20 protein-coding genes are annotated in these 23,031 nt (G+C 68.8%); 6 read left to right on the top strand and 14 right to left on the bottom strand.

Annotation, left to right across the window (positions count from 1 at the left end):
• Positions 1-19: 19 nt before the first annotated feature.
• The 10 genes from NON22_RS03450 to NON22_RS03405 all read right to left on the bottom strand — a co-directional run bounded on the left by NON22_RS03450 (position 20) and on the right by NON22_RS03405 (position 10,326).
• A complete protein-coding gene (locus tag NON22_RS03450; protein ID WP_257385512.1) occupies positions 20-739 on the bottom strand; it encodes a glycosyltransferase family 2 protein in 720 nt (239 codons plus the stop codon).
• A gap of 185 nt (positions 740-924) precedes the next feature.
• Complete coding sequence (locus tag NON22_RS03445) at positions 925-1,647, bottom strand: DUF3379 domain-containing protein (protein ID WP_257385511.1); 723 nt, start codon at positions 1,645-1,647, stop codon at positions 925-927.
• Positions 1,644-2,156, bottom strand: a complete 513-nt coding sequence (locus NON22_RS03440) for a sigma-70 family RNA polymerase sigma factor (RefSeq protein ID WP_257385510.1) — start codon at positions 2,154-2,156, stop codon at positions 1,644-1,646. Before NON22_RS03440 ends, NON22_RS03445 begins: the two co-directional genes overlap by 4 nt.
• A gap of 52 nt (positions 2,157-2,208) precedes the next feature.
• A complete protein-coding gene (locus NON22_RS03435; RefSeq protein WP_257385509.1) occupies positions 2,209-3,084 on the bottom strand; it encodes a ParB/RepB/Spo0J family partition protein in 876 nt (291 codons plus the stop codon).
• A gap of 8 nt (positions 3,085-3,092) precedes the next feature.
• Positions 3,093-3,887 (bottom strand): ParA family protein, encoded by a 795-nt coding sequence (locus tag NON22_RS03430; RefSeq protein ID WP_257385508.1) that lies wholly within the window; start codon positions 3,885-3,887, stop codon positions 3,093-3,095.
• Positions 3,888-3,903: 16 nt separating this feature from the next.
• Entirely contained in the window at positions 3,904-4,533 is a 630-nt protein-coding gene (gene rsmG, locus NON22_RS03425; RefSeq protein ID WP_257385507.1) for a 16S rRNA (guanine(527)-N(7))-methyltransferase RsmG, read from the bottom strand.
• 126 nt (positions 4,534-4,659) lie between these two features.
• The gene (locus tag NON22_RS03420; RefSeq protein WP_257385506.1) at positions 4,660-5,127 is read right to left on the bottom strand and encodes an SPFH domain-containing protein; all 468 of its coding nucleotides are present in this window, start codon (positions 5,125-5,127) and stop codon (positions 4,660-4,662) included.
• Positions 5,128-5,319: 192 nt separating this feature from the next.
• Entirely contained in the window at positions 5,320-6,891 is a 1,572-nt protein-coding gene (locus NON22_RS03415; RefSeq protein WP_257385505.1) for a dipeptide ABC transporter ATP-binding protein, read from the bottom strand.
• A complete protein-coding gene (locus tag NON22_RS03410) occupies positions 6,888-7,775 on the bottom strand; it encodes an ABC transporter permease (RefSeq protein WP_257385504.1) in 888 nt (295 codons plus the stop codon). Before NON22_RS03410 ends, NON22_RS03415 begins: the two co-directional genes overlap by 4 nt.
• Entirely contained in the window at positions 7,768-10,326 is a 2,559-nt protein-coding gene (locus tag NON22_RS03405; RefSeq protein WP_257385503.1) for a putative bifunctional diguanylate cyclase/phosphodiesterase, read from the bottom strand. The genes NON22_RS03410 and NON22_RS03405 overlap by 8 nt, the downstream gene beginning before the upstream one ends.
• A gap of 286 nt (positions 10,327-10,612) precedes the next feature.
• On the opposite strand from NON22_RS03405, the gene hemB reads away from it, so the two are divergent.
• The gene (gene hemB / locus NON22_RS03400; protein WP_257385502.1) at positions 10,613-11,605 is read left to right on the top strand and encodes a porphobilinogen synthase; all 993 of its coding nucleotides are present in this window, start codon (positions 10,613-10,615) and stop codon (positions 11,603-11,605) included.
• A 9-nt stretch (positions 11,606-11,614) separates the two neighbouring features.
• On the opposite strand, the gene sfsA is transcribed toward hemB, so the two are convergent.
• Complete coding sequence (gene sfsA, locus NON22_RS03395) at positions 11,615-12,316, bottom strand: DNA/RNA nuclease SfsA (RefSeq protein WP_257385501.1); 702 nt, start codon at positions 12,314-12,316, stop codon at positions 11,615-11,617.
• 57 nt (positions 12,317-12,373) lie between these two features.
• Here sfsA and NON22_RS03390 point away from each other — a divergent pair, with 57 nt between their 5' ends.
• A complete protein-coding gene (locus NON22_RS03390; RefSeq protein WP_257385500.1) occupies positions 12,374-13,555 on the top strand; it encodes a class I SAM-dependent rRNA methyltransferase in 1,182 nt (393 codons plus the stop codon).
• 314 nt (positions 13,556-13,869) lie between these two features.
• Here NON22_RS03390 and NON22_RS03385 read toward each other — a convergent pair whose 3' ends face one another.
• From NON22_RS03385 to NON22_RS03375, 3 genes are all read right to left on the bottom strand, one after another.
• Complete coding sequence (locus NON22_RS03385; RefSeq protein WP_257385499.1) at positions 13,870-14,559, bottom strand: helix-turn-helix transcriptional regulator; 690 nt, start codon at positions 14,557-14,559, stop codon at positions 13,870-13,872.
• 199 nt (positions 14,560-14,758) lie between these two features.
• On the bottom strand, positions 14,759-15,133 hold the full coding sequence (locus tag NON22_RS03380; protein ID WP_257385498.1) for a VOC family protein: 375 nt from the start codon (positions 15,131-15,133) through the stop codon (positions 14,759-14,761).
• 204 nt (positions 15,134-15,337) lie between these two features.
• Positions 15,338-18,136 carry a proprotein convertase P-domain-containing protein gene (locus NON22_RS03375; RefSeq protein WP_257385497.1) on the bottom strand — a complete coding sequence of 933 codons (2,799 nt, stop codon included), beginning with the start codon at positions 18,134-18,136 and terminating at the stop codon, positions 15,338-15,340.
• Positions 18,137-18,348: 212 nt separating this feature from the next.
• On the opposite strand from NON22_RS03375, the gene NON22_RS03370 reads away from it, so the two are divergent.
• The 4 genes from NON22_RS03370 to NON22_RS03355 all read left to right on the top strand — a co-directional run bounded on the left by NON22_RS03370 (position 18,349) and on the right by NON22_RS03355 (position 22,553).
• Positions 18,349-19,377: a class 1 fructose-bisphosphatase gene (locus NON22_RS03370; RefSeq protein ID WP_257385496.1), complete on the top strand. Its 1,029-nt coding sequence runs from the start codon at positions 18,349-18,351 to the stop codon at positions 19,375-19,377.
• 89 nt (positions 19,378-19,466) lie between these two features.
• The gene (locus tag NON22_RS03365; RefSeq protein ID WP_257385495.1) at positions 19,467-20,516 is read left to right on the top strand and encodes an SPFH and helix-turn-helix domain-containing protein; all 1,050 of its coding nucleotides are present in this window, start codon (positions 19,467-19,469) and stop codon (positions 20,514-20,516) included.
• Positions 20,517-20,648: 132 nt separating this feature from the next.
• Positions 20,649-21,755, top strand: a complete 1,107-nt coding sequence (locus NON22_RS03360; protein WP_257385494.1) for a zinc ribbon domain-containing protein — start codon at positions 20,649-20,651, stop codon at positions 21,753-21,755.
• A gap of 81 nt (positions 21,756-21,836) precedes the next feature.
• A complete protein-coding gene (locus NON22_RS03355) occupies positions 21,837-22,553 on the top strand; it encodes a 2OG-Fe(II) oxygenase (RefSeq protein ID WP_257385493.1) in 717 nt (238 codons plus the stop codon).
• The last annotated feature ends 478 nt before the right edge of the window (positions 22,554-23,031 follow it).

The raw sequence follows: 23,031 nt of genomic DNA, 5'->3' as shown, positions 1-23,031 counted from the left end.
TCTCAAGGATTGCGGCGTGTCATCGCACTTCTTCGATGGCAGTCCGCTTGGCTCTCCGGATCAGCCAGGCGACGCCGCGCAGGTCGGCGATGCCGACGAGCGCGCGGTTGAGGTTGTTGTACTTGGACACGCCGGCGCCGCGCGCGCGGTGATTGACCGGCACGCTGACCGTCTTCCAGCCCGAGCGCTGCATCAGCGCCGGCAGGTAGCGGTGCATGTGGTCGAAATAGGGCAGGTCGAGGAAGGCTTCGCGCTCGAACAGCTTGATGCCGCAGCCGGTGTCCGGCGTGGAATCGCGCAACAGGCGCGAGCGGATCGCGTTGGCGATCTTGGACGCCCAGCGCTTGCTGCCGGTGTCCTGACGGTTCACGCGCCAGCCCGCATAGAGCTTCACGTCGGCCGGACCCGCGTCGCGCGCGGCGATCAGCTTGGGAATGTCGGCCGGATCGTTCTGGCCGTCCCCGTCGAGGGTGGCGATCCAGGCGCCGCGCGCGGACTTGACGCCGTTGCGCACGGCTGTGCTTTGTCCACTTTGGGAAATGTGCTTAATGACGCGAAGCTCGGGCACCTGCGCCCGGAGCCCCTGCAGCACCGCGAGGCTGTCGTCCTTGCTGCAGTCGTCGACGTAGACGATCTCGAAGTCGTGACGGCCGCGCAGGGCGGCGACGATTTCGTCGATCAGCGGCTTGATGTTGTCGCGCTCGTTGAAGACGGGGACGACGACGGAAAGCTGGGGCATTGCGAGGGTCCGGAACGGATTGCGGCGCGCATTATCGCCGGACCGGGCCCCAGGCCCAAACGCGGCAGGCGCGGCGCCGATCCCCGATGGTCAGCCCCAATGTGCTCTTCCGGCGCGGAGAGCGCGGCCGGCCGCACGATTCACTGCGAAGCCCGGCGCTGGACGACGACGGCGGAAGCCGCGGCTCAGGGCGCCCCGGCGGCCGTGGCCGGCGTGCCTTCGAGGCTGTTGCGCCAGCCGGCTTCGAGCGCGTCGAAATGGCGCGTGTCGGCGGCGACGAGCGCGAGGGTGCCGGCGGCCATGGGCACGGCGCGGACGTGCATGCCCTGGTCGACGTAGTCGCCGCGACGCTCGCGGTGGGCCGGCAGGAAGAACACCGTGACCGGACCCTCGTCCTCGGGCATGACCATGTGCACCGAACCGATCATGCCGACCGGACACGGCTGCACGTAGCTGACGCCGGCCGGCGGCGGAGCGACGAGCTTCACGCCGCGCAGGGCGAAGCCGCGCTCGATCTCGGCCACGGACAGCGGCGTATGGGTCAGCAGCGCTTCGGGTTCGTGCTGCAGATGGACGACGAGCTGGCGCGGGAGGGGCGCGAACAGCTGCAGCTGCTGCACGCCGATGCCGAGCGCGGCCACGAGCACCGCCGCCGCGGCAAGCCAGCCCCAGCGACGACGCCGGCGCGTGCGCGCGCTGCGTTCGCCGGTGGTCTGGGCCAGCAGGATGCGTTCGGCCAGCCCGTCGGGCACGGCGACCTGCAGCGAACGCTTGAGCGCGAGTTCGAAACCCAGGCTGCGCGCCTGGTGCGCGGCGCAGCCGGAGCAGCCGCGCCGGTGTTCCTGCATTTCGGGGGTTTCGCGGCGCGGGTCGGCGCCCAGCTGGCGGCGGTAATCGAGGCAGTTCATGCGCTGGCCTCGCCGCGTTCGGCGCCGAGCAGATGCTTGAGCTTCTGCCGCGCGCGGAACAGCTGGGTCATCACGGCCGCCGCGCCGAGGCCGAGCTCGCGCGCGATCTCGTCGCAGGAAAATCCGCCGAGCACCTGCAGCAGCAGCGGCTCGCGGTATTTGGGTTCGAGCTGCAACATGGCCGCGCGTACGAGGGAATCCTCGCCCAGTTGTTCGGGGGTCAGCGAATCGCGGTCGTCCAGTTCCAGCTCGCCGATGTCGGTGGTGTCGAAGCTCTTGCGCTCGTACAGGCGCGCGTGCTCGCGACGCAGGATGGTGATGAGCCAGGCCTTGGCCGCATCGGTTTCGCGCAGCGCGTCCAGCGAACGCCAGGCGCGCAGAAAGGTTTCCTGGGTCAGGTCCTGGGCCAGCGCGGAATCGCCGCAGAGCCAATAGGCATAGCGGTAGAGATCGCCGTTGTGCGCTCGTACCAGGGCGTCGAATTGGCGTTGCCGGCTGCTCACCTGCATACAGACCCTCGCCGGGGCGAAACGCTTTCATGCGGCGGCATCGCAGCGGGCGTCACTTGATCCGCGCGAGGATGCCGTCGAGTTCTTCCAGACTGTGATAGCGGATCGTCAGCTTGCCGCGGCCGTTGCGGCTGTGGCTGATCGCGACGCGCGCACCGATGCGTTCGGACAGGTCTCGCTCCAGCGATTCGACGTTGGGATCGCGCGCGGTCTTGGCCGGCTTGGCCGGCGCCGCGGCCGGCTCGCTCTGCGCGGCGCGCGCAGCGTCTTCGAGCTCGCGCACCGACCAGCCGTGCTCGGCCGCCTGCCGCGCGAGGCCTATGGCCAAGGCTTCGGGCAGGGTCAGCAGCGCGCGCGCATGGCCCATGTCCAGCTTCCGCTGCTCGAGCAACTGCTTGATCCCGGCCGGCAGATCCATCAGACGCAGCAGGTTGGACACGGCCGCGCGCGAGCGGCCGACCGCGTCGGCGACTTGCTGGTGGGTCAGGTCGAATTCGTCGATCAGGCGCTTGAGCGCCTGCGATTCCTCAAGCGGCGTGAGCTCCTCGCGCTGGATGTTCTCGATCAGCGCGATCGCGACGACGGCGCGGTCGTCGACTTCGCGCACGAGCGCCGGAATCTCGGGCAGGCCGGCCAGCTGCGTCGCGCGCCAGCGGCGTTCGCCGGCTATCAGTTCGAAGCGGTCGCCCGACGCGCGCACGACGATGGGCTCGATGACGCCCTGGGCGCGGATCGACGCGGCCAGCTCTTCGAGCTTTTCGGGATCGATGGCCTGGCGCGGCTGATACTTGCCCGGAAAGATCCTGCCGACCGCGATCTGGCGCAGCTCGCTGCCGCCGCCTTCGCGGGTTTCCGCCGTTTCCGGCTCCAGACTGCCGAGCAGGGCGTCCAGGCCGCGTCCGAGTCCTCGTTTCTTCGCTGCCGACATGGGGAGCCTCAGTTGGGATGCGCCGCAGCGGCGGCCGCGGCGCCGCGTTCCAGCCGCAGCATCTCGCCGGCGAGACCGAGATAGGCGATGGCGCCGCGGGATTCGCGGTCATACAGATTGATCGGCTTGCCGTGGCTGGGCGCCTCGGCCAGGCGGATGTTGCGCGGGATGATCGAGCGCAGCACCTTGTCGCCGAAATGCTTGGTGAGCTGGGCCGACACTTCGTTGGCCAGGTTGTTGCGCACGTCGTACATGGTGCGCAGCAGGCCGTCGATTTCCAGACGCGGATTGAGGCGCCGGCGCACGGCCTCGATGGTCTCGCGCAGGCTGGCCAGGCCTTCCAGCGCGAAGTACTCGCACTGCACCGGAATCAGCACGCCGTGCGCGGCGCAGAGCGCGTTGATCGTCAGCAGGTGCAGGGTCGGCGGACAGTCGATCAGGATCGTGTGGTAGACGTCGCCGAGTTTGGCCAGCTGTTCCTTGAGCCGGCTCTCGCGCGCGAGCGCGTCCATGAGCTTGAGCTCGGCCGCGGTCAGGTCGGAGCTGCCCGGCAGCAGGTCGAAGCCGGCTTCGGTCGTGACGATGGCACGCTCGATCGGCGCCTCGTCGAGCAGCACCTCGTAGCCGTTGGGCTTGGCCAGGCGCTTGTCGACGCCGGCGGCCATCGTCGCGTTGCCCTGCGGGTCGAGATCGACGAGCAGGATCTTGCGCCGCGTCTCGGCCAGCGCCGCCGCGAGATTGACCGCGGTCGTCGTCTTGCCGACGCCGCCTTTCTGGTTGGTGATGGCGATGATGCGCGTCATGGGGAAACCGGTTCGTTCAAGCCTTGCGTACAACGATCAGATGGCGTTCGCCGACCGTGGCCGGCACCTGCAGCGCGACGATCCGTTCGACGCGGAATCCGGCCGGCACGGCGGCGATTTCCGCCTCGTCGACCTTGCCCTTCATCGCCAGCCAGGTGCCGCCGTCGGCGAGCAGCCCCCCGGCCCAGTTCAGCATGTCGGCTAGCGTGGCAAACGCGCGGGCAGTGACGCAATCGAATTGTCCCGGCACGTCCTGCACCCGGCCTTCGATCACGCGCACGTTGGCGAGCTTCAGCGCGCGCACGGCCTCACGCAGGAAACGTGCCTTCTTGCCGTTGGAATCGACCAGCGTGACCTGACGTTCCGCGGCAATCAGCGCCAGCGGGATGCCCGGCAGGCCGGCGCCGCTGCCGAGGTCGGCCAGGGTCGCCCCGCTCACATGAGGTGCGATGGCCAGCGAATCCAGCAGGTGCCGCGCGACCATTTCACCGGGATCGCGCACCGCCGTCAGGTTGTAGGCCGCGTTCCAGCGCGCCAGCAGCTCGACGTAGGCGATCAGCCGATCGCGCACCGCGCCGGACAGATCCAGGTCCAGCGCGGCCAGACCGTCATCGAGCCGGCGACGCAGCCGTTCCCGTTCCGCCATCACCGGGCCGTCCGTATCGAAAAGGCCGGCAAGTATCCGGGCCGCGGTGGCTAAAATCCAGTCGCTGCAACAAAAAGACCCGCTTGCGCGGGTCTCGTGGGGCTTGATTGCGGGCCGGCGCCGGGCTCAGGCGAGGGCGAGCTGGACCCGCGTCACGACGATGCCGACGTCGCGCAGACTTTCGTTCAGCGCCGCCTTGAGCCGGCTGTTGCGCACTTCGGGCGTCTCTCCGGCCGGATCGTCGGTCGCGCGGGCCACGTTGAGCACGCGGGCACGGATCAGCGATTCGGCGCGGTCGATCGAGGCATCGGCGCGTTCGGCATCGACGACCTGCCAGAACACTTTGCCGGCAAGCCGCGCGCTGGTTCCGACCGGGAACAGTTCGTCGATCGCAAGTACGTGGCCAGTAAGGGAAATTCGATGGACCACGCGCTCGAGCAGGGGCCAGATCAGATGCGTGCCCGGCTGCAGGGTGCGGGCCTGGCCGTTGAAACGGCGCAGGGTATAGACAGTGCCCTCGGGGATGCGCTTGATCGACAACAGCGCGACGACGACGGCGGTGCTGAGGATGAGAAGAAGTATACTCGGAGACATTTGAAAACCCCTCTTATTCAAGAGGTTATAACGAACTCTTTAGTTGCTAGACCGCTTTCTGGTCCAGTCTTATGAAAAAAAGCGAAATTAATTATTCCTTAACGGAATCAAACTGTCGCTGAACGGTTTCGCGTACGTCTCGGAACGGGTTCACGGTTTTGACAGTTCGTTGACGGAAAGCAATTCCCGCGCCTACCGCCCGGCGGCGGTCAGCAGCTCGCGCGTGTGGCTGTGACGCGGATGCGCGAAAACCTCCCCAACGGCGCCGCATTCGACGAGGGCGCCGCGCCAGAGCACCACGACCTCGTCGGCAAAGCCGGCGACCAGGTCGAGATCGTGGGTCACGAACAGCAGGGCCAGTCCGCGCTCGCGCTGCAGGCGGCGCAGCAGCTCCAGGATCTGCCGCTGCACCAGCACGTCGAGCGCGCTGGTCGCCTCGTCCAGCAGCAGGGCGGCCGGCTGCGCGGCCAGCGCGCGGGCGATCGCGACGCGCTGGCGCTGGCCTCCCGACAGCGCATGCGGATAGCGCCGCGCGAGTTCGGGCGCCAGGCCGACGTCGTCGAGCAGGGCTGCGACGCGCGCGTCACGCTCGGCAGCGGCGGGCGGCTCCGGCGCGAACCGCAGCGGCTCGGCCACGATGTCGCCGACGCGCCAGAGCGGATCCAGCGACGCGCCGGGGTCCTGGAACACGAGCTGCAGCTGCGCGCGCAGCGGCGCCGGGTCGCGTAGGCCGGCGAGGTCCAGCACCTGTCCGGCGAGCTGCAGGCGGCCGCGCTGCGGCCGCAGCAGGCCGGTCAGACAGCGCAGCAGAGTCGATTTGCCCGAGCCGGATTCGCCGACGATGGCCAGGGTGCGGCCGGCCTGCAGCGCAAAGCCGACGTCGCGCAGCGCCGGCCGCACCGTGGACCGCCAGCCCGTAGCGGCATACGCCGCGTCGAGACCCTGCAACTGCAGCAGCGGCGCTGGCGACGCCGGTTCCGCAGCGGCCGGCAGCGGTTCGGCTAGGGCCAACAGCGCGCGCGTCTGCGGATGCGCCGGACTGGCGAACAGGGCCGCGGTGTCGGCGAGCTCGACGATCCGGCCGCGGTCGAGCACGGCGACGCGGTCGGCGATGCGCCGCACGAGGGCCAGGTCGTGGCTGACGAACAGCAGCGCGAGCCCGCGGCGGCGGCGCAGCGCGTCGAGCAGGTCGACGATCTGCAGCCGCAGGCTCGCATCGAGCGCGCTGGTCGCCTCGTCGGCGATCAGCAGCTGCGGATTCGCGGCCAGCGCGAGCGCGATCAGCACGCGCTGGCGCTGGCCGCCGGACAGTTCGTGCGCGTAGCTGCGCAGCCGCTGCGCGGGCCGGTCGATGCCGACCTCGGCCAGCAGCGCCGTGGCCTGCTCGCGCGCCGCGACAGGCTCGGCGCCGGCCGCGCGCAGGGCTTCGATCAGCTGCGCGCCGATCCGGCGCAGCGGATGCAGGCTGGCCTGGCTGTCCTGCCAGACCATGCCGATGCCGGCGCGGCGCACGCGGCGCCAGGCCGTGGGAGCCGCGGCGACGAGCTCCTCGCCGGCGAAGCGGATGGAGCCCCGCATGCTCGCGCCGGCCGGCAGCAGGCCTATCAGCGCCGCGCTGGTCAGGCTCTTGCCCGACCCCGACGCGCCGATCAGCGCGAGGCATTCGCCGGCGGCCAGACGAAAGCCGACATCGGCAACGACCGGTTGCAGCCACGCCGGCAGCGCAATCTGCAGATTCTCGACCTCGAGCAGCGGCGCGTTCACGCCGCGGCCCGGCGCGGATCCAGGCGGCGGCGCAGCGCTTCGCCGAGGAACTGGCAGCAGATCAAGGTCGTGGCCAGTGCCGCGGCCGGCGCGATCAGGGTCCACGGCGCCAGGTCCATCTCCTGCGTGCCGTCGAACAGCATGGCGCCCCAGCTCGCGGCCGGTTCGTCGACCGAGAGGCCGAGAAAGCCGAGAAACGATTCGATCAGGATCGCGTTCGGCACGCCGAGGCTCAGGTAGACCAGGGCCAGGCCGAGCAGATTCGGCGCGATGTGCCGCGCCATGATCCAGCCCGGGCCGGCGCCGAGCAGCCGCGCCGCGTCGACGAACGCCAGGCCGCGTAGCCGCGCGGCCTCGGCGCGGATCACGCGTGCGAGGTCCATCCAGACATAGCCGCCGATCGCCGCGAGCAGCAGCGGCAGCGAGCGTTCGAACACGGTCAGCAACAGGATCACGATCAGCAGGAACGGCAGCGCCGCGAACAGGTCCAGCGCGCGCATCAGCACCCGATCGACCAGGCCGCCCGCATAGCCGGCGACGACGCCGTAGGCCAGGCCGAGCGCCAGCGCGACCAGGCTCGCGAGCAGGCCGATCAGCAGCGACAGGCGACCGCCGACGCAGAGGCGCACGAACACGTCGCGGCCTATCGCGTCGGTGCCGAGCCAATGGCCGTGGGCCAGGCCCGGCGCGACGGACAGATGTTCCCAGTCGGTGTGGTCGACGCCGTAGCGGCTGAACCACGGACCCGCGACGCACAGCAGCGCGAGCGCGCCGAGCACGGCCAGGCAGCGGCGTATCGTGCGGTCGTTGGCGGTGGCGGCGGGCGCCGCGGCCGGATCGCCGCGCCCCGGGGACGCGGAATCCTGCGCCGGCGCTTCAGCCATGCGGGAACAGCGCGGCGAAATCGACGCTGCGCAGCGGCCGCGGCTCGCCGAGGTAGTTGCCCTGGGCGTAATCGGCGCCCGAGACGCGCAGCGCCTCGAGCGTCGAGAAGCTGTCCACGTGCTCGCCGATCACGCGCAGTTTCAGCGACTGGGCGAGCTGGGTGATCGAGCCGACCATCTTGCGATCGAGCTCGCTGCCCGGCATGCCCTGCACGAAGCTGCCCTCGACCTTGACGAAATCCACCGGCAGATGGCGCAGGTGGGTGAAGCTCGAGAAGCCGGTGCCGAAATCGTCGAGCGCGAAGCGGCAGCCGAGCTTCTTCAGCGACGAAATGAACTTGCGTGCGCTATGCAGGCTCGTCAGCTCCGAGGTCTCGGTGATCTCGAACACGAGCTGCCGCGCGGACACGCCCGAGGCGCGGATCGCCGCCTCGATCAGCTTCAGCGAGTCCGGATCGGCCAGGGTCATGTTCGACAGGTTGACGTGGAACGCGATCGGCGCGCGCACGCCGCGCACGCCGGCGAGGTAACGCAGCAGACGGTTGAGCACCCAGAGGTCGAGCTTGGGCATCATGCCGACGCGCTCGGCCAGCGGCACGAACACGCCCGGCGAGATCAGCTGGCCGTCCTTGCCGACCATGCGGATCAGGATCTCGAACAGGTATTCCTGGCCGGCCGTACCCGAGCCGTTGACGCGCCAGCCCTGGCGCTGCACGACGGCCGACTCGCTGCGCGGCAGCGCGGCGACCGGCACGATGGGCTGCACCAGCAGCACGATACGTTCCTGCTCCATTGCCTGACGCAGGCGCTCGGTCCAGCCCGCCTCGATCTCGCGCGCGATGCGCGCGTCGTGCTCGCCGACGTAGATCTCGGTCTGGTCGCGGCCGCGCTGCTTGGCCGTGCGGCAGGCCAGGCGCGCGTGCTCGACGACGTATTCGGCCGACGGCGTGTCGCGGCTGATCACGGCGACGCCGATCGACGCGGTGATCGGCCGGCTCGCGCCGCCGGATTCGTATTTGCACTGGTGCAGCAGCTCGCGGTAGCTGTCGGCCAGCGGGAACAGGTTTTCCAGCTGCACGCCCGACAGCATCAGCGCGAGGCGGTCGCCTTCGATGCGCGCGAGCACGTCGTGCTCGCGCAGACGCTTGCCGAGCACGCTCGCGATCTCCACGAGCAGGCGCTCGCTGGCCGGCACGCCGGCCGCGTCGACGATCGCGCTGAAGCGGTCGAGGTCGATGTACAGAATCGACGAATAACCGCCGGCCTCGCGCCGGCGCTGCAGCTCCAGCGCGACCTGGTGGGTGAAATGGCGCGCGTTGACGAGGCCGGTCAGCTTGTCGTGGGTCAGCTCCCAGCGCAGGTTGTCGGCGCTCTTGCGCTCGGAGATGTCGCGGAACACGACCACCGAGCCCTGGCGCCGGTTCTGGATCGCGAGCGGCAGCACCGAGCATTCGACCGTCATGCCGCTCCTGTCGCGGCGCCAGAACACGGTCTCGTGGCCCTTGAGCGCGTTGCCCGCGGTATAGGCTTGTTCGAGGCCAGCGTCGGCCGTCTCGCCGGGCCGCTCCTCGACGCCCTGGTGGATCAGCCCGCGGGCCGGCTTGCCGATGAGCTGGTCTTCCTCCTCATAGCCGAGCAGGCGCAGACCGGTCGGGTTGATGAAGGTGATGATCCCCTGCTGGTCGACGCCGTAGACGCCGTCGCCGACCGAGCCGAGGATGCCGTCGAGGCGCTGGCGCTCGGCCTCGACCGATTTCTGCATCTGGATCTGCCGCGACAGCGTCTTGACGCGCGCGAGGAACAGCTCCTTGGCCTCGTTCTTGAACATGCACTCGATCGCGCCGGCGTCGAGGCTCTTGACGATGATGTCTTCGCGATACGTGCCCGTGATGACCGCGAGCGTCGGCGCGCCCGGCAGACCGGACAGGCGGCGGCAGAGTTCGTCGCCGTTGCCGTCGGGCAGGAAGTAATCGACGATGGCCAGATCGAAGGACTCGCGCGCGGCTTTGTCGGCCGCTTCGTTCAGGGTGCCGGCGGTCGCAACCGCGTAGCCCTGGCGTTCGAGCAGCTGCTGGTAGGCCAGCCGCACGCTTTGCGAATCGTCGACAAACAGGATGCGTATACCCTGCGACGGAACGGCCGCAGCCTCGGCCTGGACCGACAGCTGGCCGGCGCGCGGTTCGAGCTGGGCCAGCGCGGCCGGGATCTTGCTGAACTGGGTCCACAGCACGATCAGCGCGCGGCCGCGACGGCGCACCCAGGCGTCGAGATCGGCGTTCTGCTCGTGGACCATCAGCAGCACCGGCAGCTCGCGCTGCGCGTCGGTCGCCAGGTGATCGAGCAGGGCCAGGCAGTCGCGCGTCGGCCGCGCCGGTATGCCGACGATCAGCAGGCCGTAGGGCTGCCCGAGCCCGAGCGAATGTTTCAGGTGATCGATCGTGTCCAGGTACGCCGCGAGCTCGCTGCGCGCCGCCAGCCCGGCAGCCGCCAGGGTGCGCTTGAGCAAATGGCTCAGCGTCGTTGAGCGTTCGACGACCAGAATACCGGACAAGGTGTGGGTTCCTGCTGGACCGCGCCGGCAACGCGAGCCTCATGCCCGCGCTGCGCCCCCGCAGCGGCCGCGCAATATGACCAGCTCGAGCCAGCCATTTCAAGTACGAATCCCGCTGCGCCGGCGGCCGCAACGACACGCCCGCCGGCTGGTGAATACGGCGAATCGCGACGAAAACCGCCACCCTCGGGACGCTGGTCGCAGCGGCATGCTGTCGCGCCCGGAAGCCGGGGCCGCGGCGTTGCGCTACGCTGTCGCGCTTGTGCAGCTTGCCGGAGTTTCCGCCATGGCCTTTCCAGCGATCCGCCCGCGGCGCATGCGGCGCGACGCCTTCTCGCGAGCGCTGATGCGCGAGACCGTATTGACCAGCGCCGACCTGATCCTGCCGGTGTTCGTGCGCGAAGGCAGCGGCCGCGAAGCCATCGCCTCGATGCCCGGCGTCGAGCGCGTCGGCATCGCCGAACTGCTCGAGCTGGCCGGCCAGGCCCAGTCCCTGGGCATTCCGGCGCTGGCGCTTTTCCCGGTCACGCCGCCGGAAGCCAAGAGCCTCGACGCGGCGGAAGCCTGGAACCCGGACGGACTGGCCCAGCGCGCGGTGCGTGCGCTCAAGCGGGCCTTTCCCGAGCTCGGCGTCATCACCGACGTCGCGCTCGATCCGTTCACGACCCACGGCCAGGACGGTCTCGTCGACGAATCCGGCTACGTGCTCAACGACGAGACCGTCGCCGCGCTCGTGCGCCAGGCCCTGTCCCATGCGGCCGCCGGCGCCGACATCGTCGCTCCGTCGGACATGATGGACGGCCGCGTCGGCGCGATCCGCACCGCGCTGGAGAACGGCGGCCACATCCACACGCGCATCCTGGCCTACTCGGCCAAGTACGCATCGAGCTTCTACGGCCCGTTCCGCGACGCCGTCGGCTCCGCCGCCAATCTGGGAAAAGGCAACAAGTACACCTACCAGATGGACCCGGCCAACAGCGACGAGGCCCTGCGCGAAGTCGCGCTCGACCTCGAGGAAGGCGCCGACATGGTCATGATCAAGCCCGGCCTGCCCTACCTCGACATCGTGCGCCGCGTGAAGGACCGCTTCGGCGCGCCGACCCTGGTCTATCAGGTCAGCGGCGAGTACGCGATGCTCAAGGCCGCCGGCCAGAACGGCTGGATTAACGAACAGGCCTGCGTGCTCGAAGCGCTGACCAGCATCAAGCGCGCCGGCGCCGACGCGATCCTGACCTACTTCGCGCTCGATGCGGCGCGGTGGCTCACCGACGGCCGCTGAGCCGGAGCATCAGGACAGCACCGGAACGCGCCGCGCCAAGGTGATCGCCTCGGTCGAGATCGCGCAGCGCCAGGCGAATACCTCGACGCCGGCGGCGCGGGCCTGGTCCAGGCCGCGGGCATAGGCCGCGTCGATCTCCCGGGCCGCGCGGACCGCGAGCGCGTCGCCGCGCTGCACGCAGAACAGCAGTACGGCGCGGGCGCCTGCTGCGGCAGCGGTCTGCAGCTCGCGCAGATGGCGCAGGCCGCGTTCGCTGACCGCGTCGGGGAAGATGCCGAGACCGTATTCGTCGGCCGCGGTCACCGACTTGACCTCGACGTAGCAGTCGGCGCGGTCCGGCGCGCTCAGCAGCAGATCGATGCGGCTGCCTTCGCTGCCGTAGCGCACTTCGCGCCGCATCGCGGCATAGCCGGCCAGCGGCGCGATGCGGTCGGCCGCGATCGCTTCGGCGGCCAGCGCGTTGGCACGCGCCGGATGCACGCCGACGAGCGTCTCGCCGAGCTCGGCCAGCTCCCAGGTCCAGCCGCAGCGCCCGGCGGCCTTGGGACGTTCGCTGGCCCAGACGCGCAATCCCGGCGCCGAGTAGCCGAGCATGCGGCCGGTGTTGGGGCAGTGGGCGAGGATCTCGCGGCCGTCGTCGAGGCGGATGTCGGCGAGGAAGCGCTGGCGGCGCGCGAGCAGGGTGCCGCGGTGCAGGAGCGGAAAGCGCATGGCCGGACGATGCCGCCGGGCGCCGGCCCGCGCAAGCGCGGCTGGTATCATGCCGCGATGAAACCTTCCGCCTCCGCCAATCCCACCGTCCAGCTCAAGATCGAGCGCCGTTCCAACCACCCCTGGATCTTCCAGAAGATGGTGGAGAAACCCGCCGAGCGGCCCAAGCCCGGCAGTGTCGTCGACATCGTCGACCGCGACGGCACGTTCGCCGGCCGCGGCTTCTACAACGGCCATTCGCGCATCGCGCTGCGCGTGCTGACCCAGGACCCCGACGAGGCCGTCGACGCGGCGTTCTTCGAGCGCAAGATCGCGCAGGCCGTCGCGCTGCGCCGCGAGATCCTCAAGCTCGACGCGGTCACCGACGCGTATCGCGTGGTCCATTCCGAAGGCGACGGCCTGTCCGGTCTCGTCGTCGACCGCTTCGCCGACACGCTCGTCATCGAATTCTTCTCGGCCGGCATGTTCCGCCAGCGCGACCTGATCCGGCGCTGCCTGCTCGATCATTTTCCCGACAGCCAGGTCTATGCGTTCGCCGAGGAACACGTGCAGAAGCAGGAGAGCTTCGACTGCTCCACGCCGCCGACGCCGCGCCCGACCGTGATCGAGGAGCACGGCGTGAAGTTCCACGCCGCACCGGGCACCAAGCATAAGACCGGCTTCTTCGCCGACCAGCGCGACAACCGCCTGACCCTGGCCGGCTTCTGCCAGGACAAGCGCGTGCTGGACCTGTGCTGCAATTCGGGCGGCTTCGCGATCTACGCCAAGACCGTAGGCGGAGCCAAGGAAGTCGTCGGCGTCGACCTCGACGAGGAAATCCTCGAAATCGCCGAATCGAATGCACGGCTGAACAAGGTCAAGGTGCGCTTCGTCCAGGCCGACATCTTCCACTGGCTGCGCGACGTCGCCGCCGGCCGCGCCGAGAAGTTCGACGTGGTCGTGCTCGACCCGGCCAAGATGACGCGAGACCGCGAGCAGGTCATCCCGGCGCTGAAGAAATACCTCGACATGAACAAGCTCGCGCTCGGCGCGGTCCGGCCCGGCGGCATCTTCGTGACCTGTTCCTGCACGGGCCTGGTCAGCGAGGAGCAGTTCCTCGACATGCTGCGGCGCGCGGCGTTCTATGCGAACCGCACCGTGCAGGTGCTGAAGATCAGCGGCGCCGGCCCCGACCATCCCTGGCAGGCGCACGTACCGGAGTCGCGCTATCTCAAGGCGGTGTTCTGCCGCGTGGACTGAGCGCGGCGTCGCTCGCGAAAATTTTTTCGCCGGTGTGAGCCGCTGGCCGCCCCCGATCCGAGTAGTTGAATACAAGGCGGTCATCGCCTTGCCAAGGCGCCACCGCAGGGTACCCCCTGAACCCTGCGGTGGCGTTTTGGTATCTGCGTTTCGGAAAACCGGCGCAGGCCCGCGGCAACGCATCCTGCCCCGGTTCGATAGCGTCGGCAAAGCGCCGACCTGTCGGCAACGGATTCCTTGTCCTGCAGAGCACGCCGCACCGCAGCCGATGCACTGCATCCGGCGGTCCACAGGCACGACCTACCGCGCCGGTCTCAGCGCGACGCCGATTCCATCGCACGCATGTAGGCGCGGAAATCGGTGGCTGCATCCTCGGCGAACTTCTGCGCCGACAGCGTGCACTGGCGGATCCGGTCGAGGCGGAAATTGCGGAAGTCGCGCCGCAGCCGGCACCAGGCGCCGAGCGTCCAGGCGCCGCCCCAGAACGCGAGGCACAGCGGCTGGATCTCGCGCATCGACGCGCTGCCTTTCTCGTCGGCGTAGTCGAGCACGACGACGCGCGCTTCGGCGATCGCGACATGGATTTCATCGATGTGCGCCTTGATCGCGGCGTGCTGGCCGAAGTCCGGCGCGAACACGCGCGAGCGTTCGCTGCGCTCGCGCAGCTCCGGCGACAGCACGGCATTGATCTTGAGCAGCGCCGCACCGGCGGCGCGGCTCAGGCGCTCGCCGGCGAAGGCCTGCACGAAGCGCGTGCCGACGACGAGGGCTTCGAGCTCTTCAGGCTGGAACATCAGCGGCGGAATGTCGCTGCCCTTGCGCAGCAGGTAGCCGACGCCGGCCTCGCCTTCGATCGGCACGCCGGAACGCTGCAGGTCGGCCACGTCGCGATAGACCGTGCGCAGCGATACGGCGAGCGTTTCGGCCAGGCCGCGCGCCGGCAGCGCCGTGCGGCGACCGCGCAGGGCGTGGATGATCAGGAACAGGCGGTCGGCGCGACGCATCGGACGAGCATGCCGCGGCCGCGACCGGAGTGCCAGACCGCGCGCTCGTGGCGATTCGCGGCAGCGCGGCGCGGCGCATCCGCCGTCCGCGCCGCGGGGGACATGCGGGCCGGGGTAAAGATTCCGGCGACATCGCTGGAGACCTCGCGAACGGCCGCCGCCAGTCCGCCGTGAGGCGAGCCCGGCGGCCGCCGCCCGATCAGACCGCCGACCAGAGGCCGACGCGATTGCCTTCGGTATCGCGGAACTGGGCGAAGTAGCCCATGTCGCCGGGCAGCGCGGTACACGGCACGAGCGTGTCGCCGCCGTACTCCTGTGCGCGCTGCAGCACCGGACGCAGGTCCTCGACGCTCAGGTAGACGACGCTGCCCTGCACGGCCGGGCTGCATTCCTCATGCCGGATCAGCGCGCCGCTGACGTGCGGACGGCCGCCGTACGGAAACACGGCGAGCTCGGACTCGCCCATCGGCTCGCGCTTGAGCGCGACGCCGAGGATGCGTTCGTAGAAGGTCTGGGCGCGGTCGAGGTCGACGGTCGGGATCTCGAACCAGGCGGGAACGGTGGCGTTGAGCATGGCGGGCTTCCGGGAATGACGTGCCGATTGCACGCCGCCATGGTGATGCCGACCTGCTGCCAGCGTGCTGTCAGCAGCGTCGCGCGAATCGCAGCGGGACCCAGCTCCCGTCGCGCCGCCGGCCGTCCGCAAGACCGCGCCGGCCGCCCAAAAAAGAAGGGCCGCCTTGCGGCGGCCCTTCGGTCCTGCGGGTGACCTTGTCGCTTACTGCTCGAAGCCGTTCTTGAAGATCTGATCGACGAGCAGGGTCGGGATCAGGCAGTACTGCGTGATGTTGCCCGTGTCCTGGCCGGCGCGATCGATGGCCGTCAGGCGCCAGCCCGAAGCCAGGTTCAGGCCGTCGAACGCAGTCAGCGGGTTGGCCGGACGCACCGTGCCCGTGATGCCCGGCGAGGTCGTCGCGCAGGTGATCGTGCCCGGCGCTTCGTCGTCGAACGACACGTCGATATTGTCCATGCCGCAGCTGCTACCGCCGAGGCGCGTGCCCAGGGTCAGCGAGGTGTTGCTGGCCTGGTGGACCAGGATCAGGTCCAGGTCGCCCGGATAGGTGTGCGTGATCTTCACCGACACGTTGAGGTCGGTGATGGTGCCCGCCGCCGCCACGGTCACGTCGGCGTTCGCGCCGGTCGCGTTGTTGTCCGGAATCGCGACGCTGCCGTTGAAGCAGATGATCGCGCCGGTCGTGAAGCGGAACACCGGCGAATACGCGCCGTCACCGCAGGCATTGCTCGCCTTCACTCGCCAGTAGTAGGTCGTAGTCGTGTTCAGCGCCGAGGCCGGCGTGAACGACGGGCTCGTGACCGTGCCGCTCGCGACGATGTTCGTGAACGCCGCATCGCTCGCCACCTCGACGAGGTAGCTGTTGGCGCCGGCGACCGCGGCCCAGGTGAAGGTCGGCATCGTCGCGACGCTGGTCGCGTTGTCGGCCGGCGCGGTCAGCGCCGCCGCGGTCGGCAGGCCCTGGCTCACGTTGACCGTGAAGGCGGCCGAACGCGTGATCGACGGCGGGCCGCCGAAGGTGCCTTCGAGCGTGATCGGATACGTACCGGTCGGCGCAGCCGCAGCCGTGGTCAGGTTGACCGTGATCGCCGAGCCCGGGCTGGCCGACGGCGTGACCGGATTCGGCGAAGCCGTAGCGGTCGGGAACACGGCGGCGTTGAGACCCGGGAAGCTCAGCGCGACCGGGCTGGAGAAGCCCGAGAACGCCGTCGCGTTGACCGTGACCGGCGGCACCGGCTGGCCGGCGCAGACGTTCAGCGTGGAAGCGCCGCTGACCGCCATGCCGAAGTTCGGACCGGCCATGACGTTGGTGACGCGGCCGACGAACGAGCGCTGCAGCGGCGAGCCGCTGACGAGGCGGTTGTCGGTCCAGCTCATCGCCACGCGGTTCGCGGTCGACACGGACAGGCCGTTGTAGTCGCCCCATTCCTGGCCGTTGGTGATGTTCACCGACGCCGCGGCGGAGACGCGCGTTTCCTCGGTCCAGCTCGCGCCGCCGTCGGCCGACACGACGTAGTAGAAGTCCACGCCGGTGCGGTTGGTCGAGTTGCGCGTGTCGTAGAAGCCCAGATGCACGTTGCCGGTCGCATCCACGTCGAGCCACGGATGGAAGCGGTCGACGGTGGCCTGGTCGGCGACCGCATGCGGCGTCGCAGCGACCTGCCAGGTCGCGCCCTGGTTGTCGGAGTAGACGACCTGGATCCAGCCGTGGGTCGCCGACGCGGAGCCCGAGCCGTTGCCCGGCGAGTTCGGCGCTTCGTCGGTGAAGGCCAGATAGACGCGGCCGTTGTGCGGGCCGCCCGACTGGTCGACGCCGGCCGAGATGTAGATGAACGCACGACGCGATTCCATCGATGGAATCGCGAAGTCGAAGCGGCCGCGCAGGTCATACGCCATGACGGCCGGGCCGAACGTGGCGCCGCCGTCGGTCGAGGTCTTGACCCAGATCTCGGCCGAACCGCTCGTGATGCTCGGCCAGGCGTAGTAGATGCGGCCGCTCGCGTCGGTCGTGATGTCGCTGCCGATGCCGCGCTCGTCGCTGCTGAACGCCAGCGGCGTCGAGAAGGTCACGCCGAGGTCGGTCGAGCGCGAGAACATCATGACGTTGCTTTCGTGCCACGTCGCATAGACGTAGTCGCGGTACGGCGAGGTCGCCGAATGGTCGACGTGGATGTATTCCTTGTCCGAGCTCGCGTTCGACACGCGCACGGCCGGACCCCAGGTCTGGCCGTTGTTGGTCGAGCGGTAGACCACGGTGCGGAAGCCCGAGCCGAAGCCCGAACCCAGCGAGGCCGTGTAGGCCACCGTGCCGTCGGAAGACCAGTCGGACGCCGGGTCGCAGCAGGTGCTCGGCAGCGCGCCGGCGGTGGACCAGGTCACGCCGCCGTCGGAGGAGTAGTTCATGATCTGGCCGCCGGGGCCGTTGGAGCCGGCGATGACCAGGTTCGGATTGGCCGGGTTGTACTCGATGCCGGTTTCGTTGTCGCCGGCCATCGGGCCTTCGCCTTCGACCGGCGCGTTCGGCAGCGGATCGGTCGCCCATTGCATGGCCTTGGGCGGATTCTGCGGATCCGGATGCGAGTAGATGCCGAGGCCGCGACGGTTAAGCACGCCGTTCTGCAGCAGGCCGCCGAAGCGGAACGCGAATTCCTTGTCGATTTCGCGCGGATAGATCTCGAACAGCAGCGGACGGCCTTCGGCGATGCCTTCCTTGCGCTTGAGCACCTTGAAGAAGGCCGGCACGTTGTGGAGATAACGGTCGTTGGCCGGCAGCAGCGCGATGTCGGCGGCCGTCAGGTCGTAGTTGCGATCGTCCCAGGGGCCGAACTTACGCAGCGAGGCGTAGTCCACGGACTGGTCGGCGCCGCGTGCCTGATCGATCACGGCGTCGTCGATCTCGGCCTTGATCGGCGTCGGCGCCTTGGGTTTGTCGGAGGCCGAAACCGGCCCGGAAATCATACAGATAGCGGCCGCAATGGCCAGCACGGTCATCGAATGCTTCATCGTTTTCCCCGCGAATGAAGTTACCCCTGCGCCCCACCGTCCGGCCTTATAACCGTACGACAGGATTCCCGAAGGTACTCCGCATCAGGACCGATAACAATCATTCTATAGGCTGATCCGTTCGCTCATGAACGGAACCGGCCGACCCGCGCCGTGGACGCCGCCGGCGCCGGGCAAGACAATCGCGGCTTTCGTCCGACGGACCGTCCGCCATGTCCTCGTCCCGCCCGGTTTCCCTGATGCGCTTCCTGATCGAGGAACAGCGCGCGCACACGCACATCAACGCCGACCTGCGCCTGCTGATCGAGGTCGTCGCGCGCGCCTGCAAGTCGATCGCGATCGCCGTCGGCAAGGGCGACCTCGGCGGCGTGCTCGGCGAGGCCGGCAGCGGCAATGTGCAGGGCGAGGCGCAGCAGAAGCTCGACGTGCTCTCCAACGAGATCCTGCTCGAAGCCAATGCCTGGGGCGGCCACCTGGCCGGCTGCGCGTCCGAGGAGATGGACGACCCCCATCCGATCCCCGACGTCTATCCGAAAGGCAACTACCTGCTGCTGTTCGATCCGCTGGACGGCTCGTCGAACATCGACGTGAACATTTCCGTCGGCACGATCTTCTCGGTGCTGCGCTGCCCGGACGGCGTCACCGAGCCGAAGGCCGAACACTATTGCCAGCCCGGCACGGCCCAGGTCGCCGCGGGCTATGCCGTCTATGGCCCGAGCACGCTGCTCGTGCTGACGCTCGGCCAGGGCACCCATGTGTTCACCCTGGACCGAGAGCTCGGCAGCTTCATGCTGACCCGGCGCAACCTGCAGATCCCGGCGCAGACGCGCGAGTTCGCCGTCAACATGTCCAACCAGCGCCATTGGGACGAGCCGATGCAGCGCTACATCGCCGACCTGCTGGCCGGCAAGTCCGGCCCGCGCGGCAAGGACTACAACATGCGCTGGGTCGCCTCGATGGTCGCCGACGTGCATCGCATCCTGACCCGCGGCGGCATCTTCCTGTATCCCTGGGACCGCAAGGATCCGGACAAGCCCGGCAAGCTGCGTCTGATGTACGAGGCCAACCCGATGGCCTTCATCGTCGAACAGGCCGGCGGCCGCGCGACGACCGGCCGCGAACGCATACTCGATCTCGTGCCGACCGCGCTACATCAGCGCGTGCCGGTGTTCCTCGGCTCGCGCGACGAGGTCGACGCGGCGACGCGCTACCACCGCGAGCACGACGCGGCGAACGCGTGACATTTCCTTGCCGGAACCCGCCGCCGCCGCGTCGCAAAGCCGCCGCGGTTGCGGGCTAGAATCGGAACTCCCAACACCAGGAGCGGGCCATGGGCATTCTCGACTTCATCAAGAGCGAACTGCTGGAGATCATCGAGTGGACCGATGACTCGCGCGACACCTTGTCGTACCGCTATCCGGACGACGACAAGGAGATCAAGAACGGCGCGCAGCTCATCGTGCGCGAGTCACAGACCGTGCAGTTCGTCGCGGCGGGCAAGTACGCCGACGCGTTCGGCCCCGGCAAGCACACGCTGACGACCGAGAACATTCCGATCCTGTCGACGATCCTCGGCTGGAAATACGGCTTCAACTCGCCGTTCAAGTGCGACGTCTATTTCGTCAACACGCGCCTGTTCACCGGCAACAAGTGGGGCACGTCCAATCCGGTCATGATGCGCGACAAGGATTTCGGGGTCGTGCGCCTGCGCGCATTCGGCACCTACGATTTCCGCATCAATGACGTACCCAGGTTCCTCAAGGAAGTCGCCGGCACCGACCAGAACTTCCGCCTCGACGAGTTCGCCGACACCATGCGTTCGCGCATCGTCAGCGTGTTCACCGAAGCGCTCGCGACGGCGCAGGTGCCGGCGCTCGACGTGGCCACGCGCTATTCCGAACTCGGCGAGGCGCTGCTGCCGATCATCAACCCGGCCATGACCGGCAAGTACGGCCTCGAAATCACGTCGTTCGTGCTCGAGAACGTGTCTGTGCCGCCGGAAGTGGAGCAGGCCATCGACAAGCGCTCGAGCATGAGCGTGATCGGCAACCTCAACGACTACGTGAAATACCAGATGGGCGTCGGCATGGGCCAGGGCGGCGACGGCGCCGCGGCGGCCGCGGCGCCCGCGCAGATGGCGATCGGCTTCGGCATGGCGCAGGAACTCATGAAAGGTATGCAGGCGCAGCAGGCGCCGGCCGCCGCCCCGGCAACGGCCGGCGGCATCGACGTGCTGACGCCGGAACAGGCGGCCCAGGCGCTCGGCGTGTCGGTCGAGGACGTGATGGCGTCGATCGCGGCCGGCGAGCTCAAGGCACGCAAGATCGGCAATGCCTATCGCATCGCGCGCGCCGCGCTCGAGGAATTCCTGCGCGGCTGAGCGAGGCATCCGCACGACGAGCGTCACACGGCGGCGCTCGTCGCGACAGGACCGTGATCCTGTCCCGGAGCCTGAAACCGCCGGCTGCCGGGATCACGCTTTGATTCCCCATTCCCGATTCCCCATTCCCGCATGAACAACGCCACCGTCGCCAAACATCCCTGCCCGGAATGCGGCGGCGATCTGCAATGGAATGCGGCCAAGCAGGCGCTGGTCTGTCCGTACTGCGGCACGGTCGCCGCGTGGACGCCGGCCCAGGCGGCGGAACCCGGCACGGCCGTCGTCGAACACGATCTCGACGCGGCGCTGCGCAATCCCGAGATCAGCCGAGACTGGGGCGAGCAGCGCCGCGAAGTGCAGTGCCAAAGCTGCCACGCGATCTCGGTGTTCGTCGACGGCAAGGTCGCCCAGCGCTGCGACTTCTGCGGCTCGCCGTCGATCATCGCGCACGAGTCGCAGAAGGACGCGATCACGCCGCAAAGCCTGCTGCCGTTCAAGATCAGCGACGGCCAGGTGCGCGAACTGATCCGCAAGTGGTACGGCACGCGCTGGTTCGCGCCCGACAAGCTCAAGCGCGCCGCACTGACCGACACCCTGCACGGCGTCTACCTGCCGTACTGGACCTTCGACGCCCACGTCGAGGCGGACTGGACCGCCGAGGCCGGCCACTACTATTACGAGACGCAGACCTATCGCGACGCCCAGGGCAACGCGCGCACGCGCCAGGTGCAGCACGTGCGCTGGGTGCCGGCCGCCGGGCACATCGCGCATTTCTTCGACGACGAGCTCGTGCCCGGCACCGCCGGCGTGCAGACCAGCCTGCTCGCCGGCGTCGAGCCGTTTCCGACCACGACTGACCTCAAGGTCTACTCGCCCGAGTTCGTGCGCGGCTGGACCGTGGAGCGCTACCAGGTCGACCTGCGCAAGGCCTCGGAGCTCAACCGCGCGGACATGGACCGTCAGGTGCGCGAGCTGTGCAGCGCCGAAGTACCCGGCGACACCCAGCGCAACCTGCAGGTCGACGCGCGCTACCAGGGCCGCACGTTCAAGCACGTGCTGATGCCGGTCTGGCTCGTCAGCTACACCTACGGCTCGCGCCGTTTCCAGATCGTCGCGAACGGCTATACCGGAAAGATCGCCGGCCAGCACCCCTACAGCTGGGTCAAGATCTTTTTCGCGGTCGTCGCGGCGCTGATCGTCGTCGGCCTGTTCGTGTATTTCTTCGGCGAATCGCAGTAGGCGTCCTCCGCCGCGGCGCTCTTGCGCGGCCCCGCGGCGGCGCCGATCATCGCCGTTTCGCCCTGCCTGCGACGGAACACCATGCTGCCGGATTTCATCGAGGTCTACGACGAGGCGCTCGACGCGCAGACCTGTGCCGCGCTGATCCGGCGCTTCGATGCGTGCGGCAAGGCAGTGCGCGGCCAGACCGGCAGCGGCGTCGACGTCACGCTGAAGGACAGCTGGGACATCTGCATCAGCGACCACGCGGAATGGAACGATGCGGTCGCACGCTTCAACGCCGCCGTCATGAACGGCTTCAAGCACTACCTGCGCAAGTACGCCCATGCGGCGCTCGCGCCGCTGCAGCTCAAGATTCCGGACCCGGCGACCGGGCAGCACAAGGTCGTCGATGCGCAGACCGTCGCCGAACTCGACGACCGCATGCTGACGGCGATCATCATGAAAGTGTTCCGTCCGGGCACGATCAACATCCAGAAATACCTCGCCGACCAGGGCGGCTATCCGTACTGGCACTGCGAGCTCTATCCCAAGCTGTCCGACACGACCGACACGCTGCACCGCGTCGTGCTCTGGACCATCTACCTCAACGACACGTTCGACGAAGGCGAGACCGAGTTCTTTTATCAGCAGCGCAAGATCGTGCCGCGCACGGGTTCGCTGCTGATCGCGCCGACGGCATTCACGCATACGCACCGCGGCAACATGCCCAAGGGCGGCAACAAGTACATCGCGACGAGCTGGATCCTGTTCAATCGCGCCGAGGTGCTGTTCGGCCAGCCGGCGCCGCCGAAATAGCCGCGGCGGCGGCGCATGCCTACGTTCGCGCATCCGTATGCGTCGTATAGGTGTGATCTAGTTTTATATTTTTCGGTATCGGGCGATGGCCGATGCTGCCGCAGTACGTCGACGATCGACGCGATGCGTGCCGGCCGACCGACCGCGGTCGAGACCGGCGCCGCCGATGGCGCAACGCGGTTCCGTCGCCTCCGCCGCGTTGCCGATCGCACCGTTGCGGCGAGCCGAAGCCGAGCCGCGCCGAGGCGTAGCCAGGGACGAACGTCGGGCTGCGTCCTCGAGGGATGGACCGGGCATGGTGCTCGGCCCTGATGCGGTGCCGCGTGTGCCGCGTCGTCGACTCCCTCGAGGAAATCCCGCCATGCCGTTCATGATCTTCCCACGCATTCTTTGCGCCGCCGCCGGACTGCTGCTCGCCACGACCGCCGGCGCCGGCGAGCCCGCCGCCGCGGACCGCGGCCGACGAGGACCAGATCGG

The sequence above is a fragment of the Tahibacter caeni genome (genome assembly GCF_024609805.1).
Taxonomy (GTDB): domain Bacteria; phylum Pseudomonadota; class Gammaproteobacteria; order Xanthomonadales; family Rhodanobacteraceae; genus Tahibacter; species Tahibacter caeni.
Note: the sequence above shows the minus strand (reverse complement) of the source record. Positions and strands in the feature narration are given on the sequence as shown.